Source organism: Candidatus Infernicultor aquiphilus, from assembly GCF_002784285.1.
GTDB classification, from domain to species: Bacteria; Atribacterota; Phoenicimicrobiia; order Phoenicimicrobiales; family Phoenicimicrobiaceae; genus Infernicultor; species Infernicultor aquiphilus.
Genome location: NZ_PFKO01000363.1, coordinates 1 through 5,224 on the forward strand (window position 1 = coordinate 1; position 5,224 = coordinate 5,224).

Sequence of the window (5,224 nt, forward strand, 5' to 3'; positions counted from 1 at the left end):
GAATCCAGAATCCAGAATAATAAATAAATTAGAGCGTTTAGGAGGTAGGGGCTCGATTCATCGAGCCCGCTTGGGAAGTTACCAAACAATGCGGGTCGAATAAATTCGACCCCTACTCCAAAATTAGAGCTCCCAATGACTAACGACTAATAGACAGGCGAGACGCCTGTCCTACTAACGACTAATTAAGAGGTAATTACTTAAATGAAAGAGGCTTTATTTTACGAATTAGTGGATCAAGAAAAAGGGGTCATAAAATGTCTGCTTTGTCCTAAAGAATGTTTAATAAAGAAAGACCAGGTTGGTTTTTGCCGAGCTCGTAAAAATATAAATAATAAACTTTATTCTTTAATCTATTCTAAAATTTCTTCCTATGGAATGGATCCCATTGAAAAAAAACCACTTTATCATTTTTATCCCGGAATAATGGTTTTATCTCTGGGTACCATAGGATGCAATTTTTCTTGTGACTTTTGTCAGAACTGGACTATTTCTCAGGCAAATATAAAAGATGTGTCAGTAGAAGAGTTATCTCCTGAAAAGGCTGTGCAATTAGCTCTTCAGAATAATTCCCCAGCGATTGCCTACACCTATTCTGAACCATTAATCTGGTATGAATACGTGCTGGATACCGCGAAATTAGCGAAGAAAAATAATTTAAAAAATATATTGGTTACCAATGGATTTATTAATTATGAACCTCTCCTTAAAATTCTTCCTTTTATAGATGCTTTGAACATTGACCTTAAATCTTTTCGAAATTCTTTCTATCAAAAATATTGCCAAGGAAAATTGTCTCCTGTACTACGTACTATCGAGCTTTCTAAAGAATATTGCCATCTAGAAATAACCAATCTAATTATCCCTGGTTTGAATGATAGCGAAGAGGAAATTAAAGAGATGGTGGATTGGATTTCTTCTTTAAATGAAGAAATACCTTTGCATTTTTCTCGCTATTTTCCTTGTTATAAGATGAATATTTCGGCAACTCCCATTTCCACATTGTATAAAGCTCGAGATATTGCTCAAAAAAAATTGAAATATGTATATCTAGGTAATATATGGGATGAGGAAGCTAACGCCACTTATTGTGGTAACTGTAAGACACTTTTGATTAAAAGAACAGGTTATAATATTATTAATTTGGGCTTGGATGAAGATGGAAAATGCAGACATTGTGGTGAAAAAGTAGTTCATCTTTAGATCTTTTAATTTTTATTCCAAAGAATTAAAATTATTAAGAAGAATACATGAGTGAAAAGGAGTGATAGAAAAATGCAAGGAAATATTTTTTTTGGATTATTTACCAAGAATATAGGGATTGATTTAGGTACTTCTACCACTCTCGTGTATATTAAGGGGAAGGGAATTGTCTTATATGAACCATCAGTGGTGGCTTTTAAAGATGGTGGTAATAAGATATTAGCAGTTGGGAAAGAAGCAAAAAAGATGATGGGAAGAACTCCTCGAGGTTTGTTTACTGTTAGACCTTTAAAAGAAGGAGTAATAGCTAATTTTGAAGTAACCGCTGAAATGTTGAAATTTTTTATTAAAAAAGTTTATCATCCTAATCGTTTTATAAGACCATCGATTATAATTTGTGTTCCTTCCGGAGTTACAGAAGTAGAAAAAAGAGCAGTATCAAAAGTTGCTTATAAATGTGGAGCAAGACAAGTATTTCTGATCGATGAACCCATAGCAGCAGCGATTGGAGTAGGACTACCTATCTTTGAACCTATGGGCAATTTAGTAGTAGATATAGGAGGAGGAACTTCCGAAGTAGCTATCATATCTTTGGGTGGGATAGTGGTAAGTGAGTTAAGCCAGATTGCCGGAGATTATATTAATGAAGTAATTTCCAAATATGTTAAACAAGTACATAATTTATATATTGGTGAATTAACTGCAGAAGAGATTAAACTTAATTTATCTATAGATAAATTAAGTCCAGAAAATAGTGGTTATGAAATTAGGGGAAGGGATAAAGTTACTGGCCTGCCTAAAATAATTAAAATTTCTAAAGATGAATTGAGAGAAGCCCTTTCTGAGCCATTAAGAATAATCGCTAATACAGTAAAGATAACTTTAGAAAAGACACCTCCCGAATTGATCTCGGATATTATAGACAAGGGGGTTATTATGACTGGTGGAGGTTCACTTTTAGTAGGATTAGCGGAACTTTTGCAAGAGGAGATAGGTATTCCAACTTTTACATCTTTTGAACCGGTATATTGTGTAATTAAAGGTATAGGAAAGGTTATGGAGGATTTTAATTTTTATCAAAGAGTTTTAATTAGAACAAGCAAAGGAATTTAAATTAGTCGTTAGTGAATAGTATCTCGTATAATTAGCATAGAGCGTATAGCGTTTAGCTTACTTGTCACTTATTACACATTACGCAACTTACTCACAGACTGGCTAACTGATTTAATTGGAGAATTGGTTGATTGGCTAATTGATAAATTTAATCAGGTGATTTATATTGAAAAAACTTTTACCTCAGAACAAGGCATTGCTAATTCTTATTATATTAATTATTGTAACTGTCTTTATAATGACTATAGACTACCATGGTAAAATGTATCTTAAATGGCTGGAGAGTATTGTGTTGAGAGCTTTTTCTCCCCTTAATCAAGGTATAAGTATAGTTACTGATAATACAAAAAACTACTTAAAGGCTATAGCTAAATTTAAGAGGGTAGAAGAAGAAAATAAAAAGCTACAAGAAAAAATTGAAATGACCCTTCAAGAAAATGCTGTATTAAAAGAAAAATTAATAGCCTATGATAGATTGAAAAAATTATTAGAACTTAAAGAATCTTTTTCTTATGAAATGATCCCCTCTTTGGTAATTAGCCGAGAACCAGGAAATTGGTTTAATAGTATAATTATTGACAAGGGAGAAGCTGATGGAGTAAATAAAAACATGGCCGTAGCAACTTACAGTGGGCTGGTTGGTAAAGTGGTTAGTGTTGATTCACATACAGCAAAAATATTATTAATACTAGATCAGAGAAGTGCAGTAGGAGGAATGATTCAGAGATCAAGAGATATAGGAGTAGTAAAAGGAAGCGAGAGTAATTATTGTAATATGGAATATCTTTCTCATGATGCTGATCTTAAGATAAACGATATGGTGATTACTTCTGGATTAGGTAGTATTTTCCCCAAAGGAATTATGATTGGTAAGATAGTGGGAGTAAAAAAGGAAAACAATGCTCTGTTTCAAAAAGTGTTAATAAGACCAGAGGTGGATTTTACAAAATTAGAAGAAGTATTTGTAGTTAAAAAACCCTAGTAAAACTTTGAGGAAGAACAAATAGCGGTTAGCGTTTAGCGGAACTGTATTTTGACGCGATACGCGATACGATATACTAACGACTAATTTAAAGGGAGGAAATTATTATTTATAAAGTAATAAAATTAGAAAATGGTTTAAGAATTGTAGTAGAAAAAATGCCTTATATGAAATCGGTAGCTATTGTTTTAGTGATAGGAGCTGGGTCAAGATATGAAGAAGAAAAACATCAAGGAATTTCTCATCTCATTGAACATATGCTATTTAAAGGTACGAACCAGAGGAAAAATACCTTAGAAATATCTCAAGTCATAGAAGGTATTGGTGGAGAGATAAACGCTTATACCTCTAAAGAAACTACTCAGTTGTATGTTAAAGTTCCCCAAGAACAATTTAAAGTTGCTTTCGATGTGCTGGCTGATATAGTATTAAACTCACTAATGAGGAGAGAGGACCTTTATAAAGAAAAGAAAATAATTCTTGAAGAGATTAAAAAATATCAAGATATACCGGAGGAATTAGTAGAAATCTTGCTTGACCAGATAATATGGAAAAATCATCCTCTGGGAAAGTCTATTCTCGGAGATGAAAAAAGTATACGCAATATTCAAAGAGAAGATCTGTTATCATATATAGATGAATTTTATCGTCCCAATAATTTAGTGATAAGCGTTACCGGAAATATCAAGGTAGCGGAAGTAATTTTACAGATTAAGAAATGTTTTAAAAGAATGAAAGAGGGTGAAATTAAAAAATATATACCCGCTTATGATAATCAAAATATTTCTCTAATAGGAATAAGATTTAAAAAGACCAATCAAACTCATCTTTCTTTTGGTTTTCCGGGAATTTCTCGGTTAAGCCCTGATAAATACTCTATGGATTTATTAGACATAATATTGGGTTCGGGATTAAGTTCTCGGCTTTTTCAAGAAATAAGAGTTAAAAAAAGTTTGGCTTATGATATTCATTCCTTTATTCAATATTTTAACGATATAAGTTCTTTTAACATTTATGTAGGTACAGATTCGAGCAAAACAAAGGAAGCCATTCATACCACCCTGGAGGAACTTAGAAAAATAAAGGAAGATAATTTGAAGGAAGAGGAATTAAGAAAAGCAAAAGAGATGTATAAAGGCGCATTATCTTTAAACTTAGAGAATACTTTAAGTAGGGCATTTTGGTTGGGGAACAAGATGTTCTTATATGGTAGACCTTTAACTTTTGACGAGGTAAGAGGAAGAATTGAAGAAGTAAAGGTCGAAGACATTCAAAGATTAGCTCAAAATATTTTTATAAAAAACAAAATAAATTTATCTATAGTCGGCCCTTTTAAAGAAAAAAGAGATAAAGAAGAATATAATTCTCTCTTGCAACAATTATAACTTTACTTAGTTATCCGGTTAGCCAGTTACTTAGTTTGCCGGTTAATAGGTTTTAGGGCATAAGTTTCGAGTTTTAAGTTTTAAAGAGGAGTTTGGGTTGGATTCACCCAATCTGTCTGTTCCTTCTGTTATTCCTGCTGGCTAACCGGTAACTGGTAAACTGGCCAACTAATATAATTGGAGAATTGGAGAATTGGTCAATTGGTCAATTGGTCAATTGGAATATAATAAAATGCCTTTAAAATTAGGAATCGGAGATATTGTTAGATTAAAGAAAAAACATCCTTGTGGGGGTTTTCATTGGGAAATCACCAGGACCGGTATTGATATTGGTCTAAAATGTCTTTGTTGTGGTAGAAAGGTTCTAGTTCCTCGAGTAAAATTAGAGAAGAAAATTCGTGAAATTGTCCCCAGAGATTAATTAAAGAGAGATAAAAATATATTTTAGGATTTTTATTTATTAATTATTTATAAGCTATAAAATTAAATTTAAAGCTTGATATCAAAAATATCTGATGATATAATATTAAATCAATTTAGG

5 protein-coding genes are annotated in these 5,224 nt (G+C 32.2%); all 5 read left to right on the forward strand.

All coding sequences use genetic code 11. The features are described 5' to 3' along the window. Window positions 1-204 precede the first annotated feature (204 nt). The 5 genes from amrS (at window position 205) to COZ07_RS10190 (ending at window position 5,104) form a co-directional block, all read left to right on the forward strand. Window positions 205-1,203: an AmmeMemoRadiSam system radical SAM enzyme gene (gene amrS, locus COZ07_RS10170; RefSeq protein WP_406608452.1), complete on the forward strand. Its 999-nt coding sequence runs from the start codon at window positions 205-207 to the stop codon at window positions 1,201-1,203. 72 nt (window positions 1,204-1,275) lie between these two features. After that, complete coding sequence (locus COZ07_RS10175; RefSeq protein ID WP_406608453.1) at window positions 1,276-2,316, forward strand: rod shape-determining protein; 1,041 nt, start codon at window positions 1,276-1,278, stop codon at window positions 2,314-2,316. Window positions 2,317-2,482: 166 nt separating this feature from the next. Next, the gene (gene mreC, locus COZ07_RS10180) at window positions 2,483-3,298 is read left to right on the forward strand and encodes a rod shape-determining protein MreC (RefSeq protein WP_406608454.1); all 816 of its coding nucleotides are present in this window, start codon (window positions 2,483-2,485) and stop codon (window positions 3,296-3,298) included. A 143-nt stretch (window positions 3,299-3,441) separates the two neighbouring features. After that, window positions 3,442-4,683: a M16 family metallopeptidase gene (locus tag COZ07_RS10185; RefSeq protein WP_406608455.1), complete on the forward strand. Its 1,242-nt coding sequence runs from the start codon at window positions 3,442-3,444 to the stop codon at window positions 4,681-4,683. Between the two features lie 232 nt (window positions 4,684-4,915). Further along, window positions 4,916-5,104, forward strand: coding sequence for a DUF951 domain-containing protein (locus COZ07_RS10190; protein ID WP_406608456.1), 189 nt, complete (start codon window positions 4,916-4,918; stop codon window positions 5,102-5,104). Window positions 5,105-5,224 lie beyond the last annotated feature (120 nt).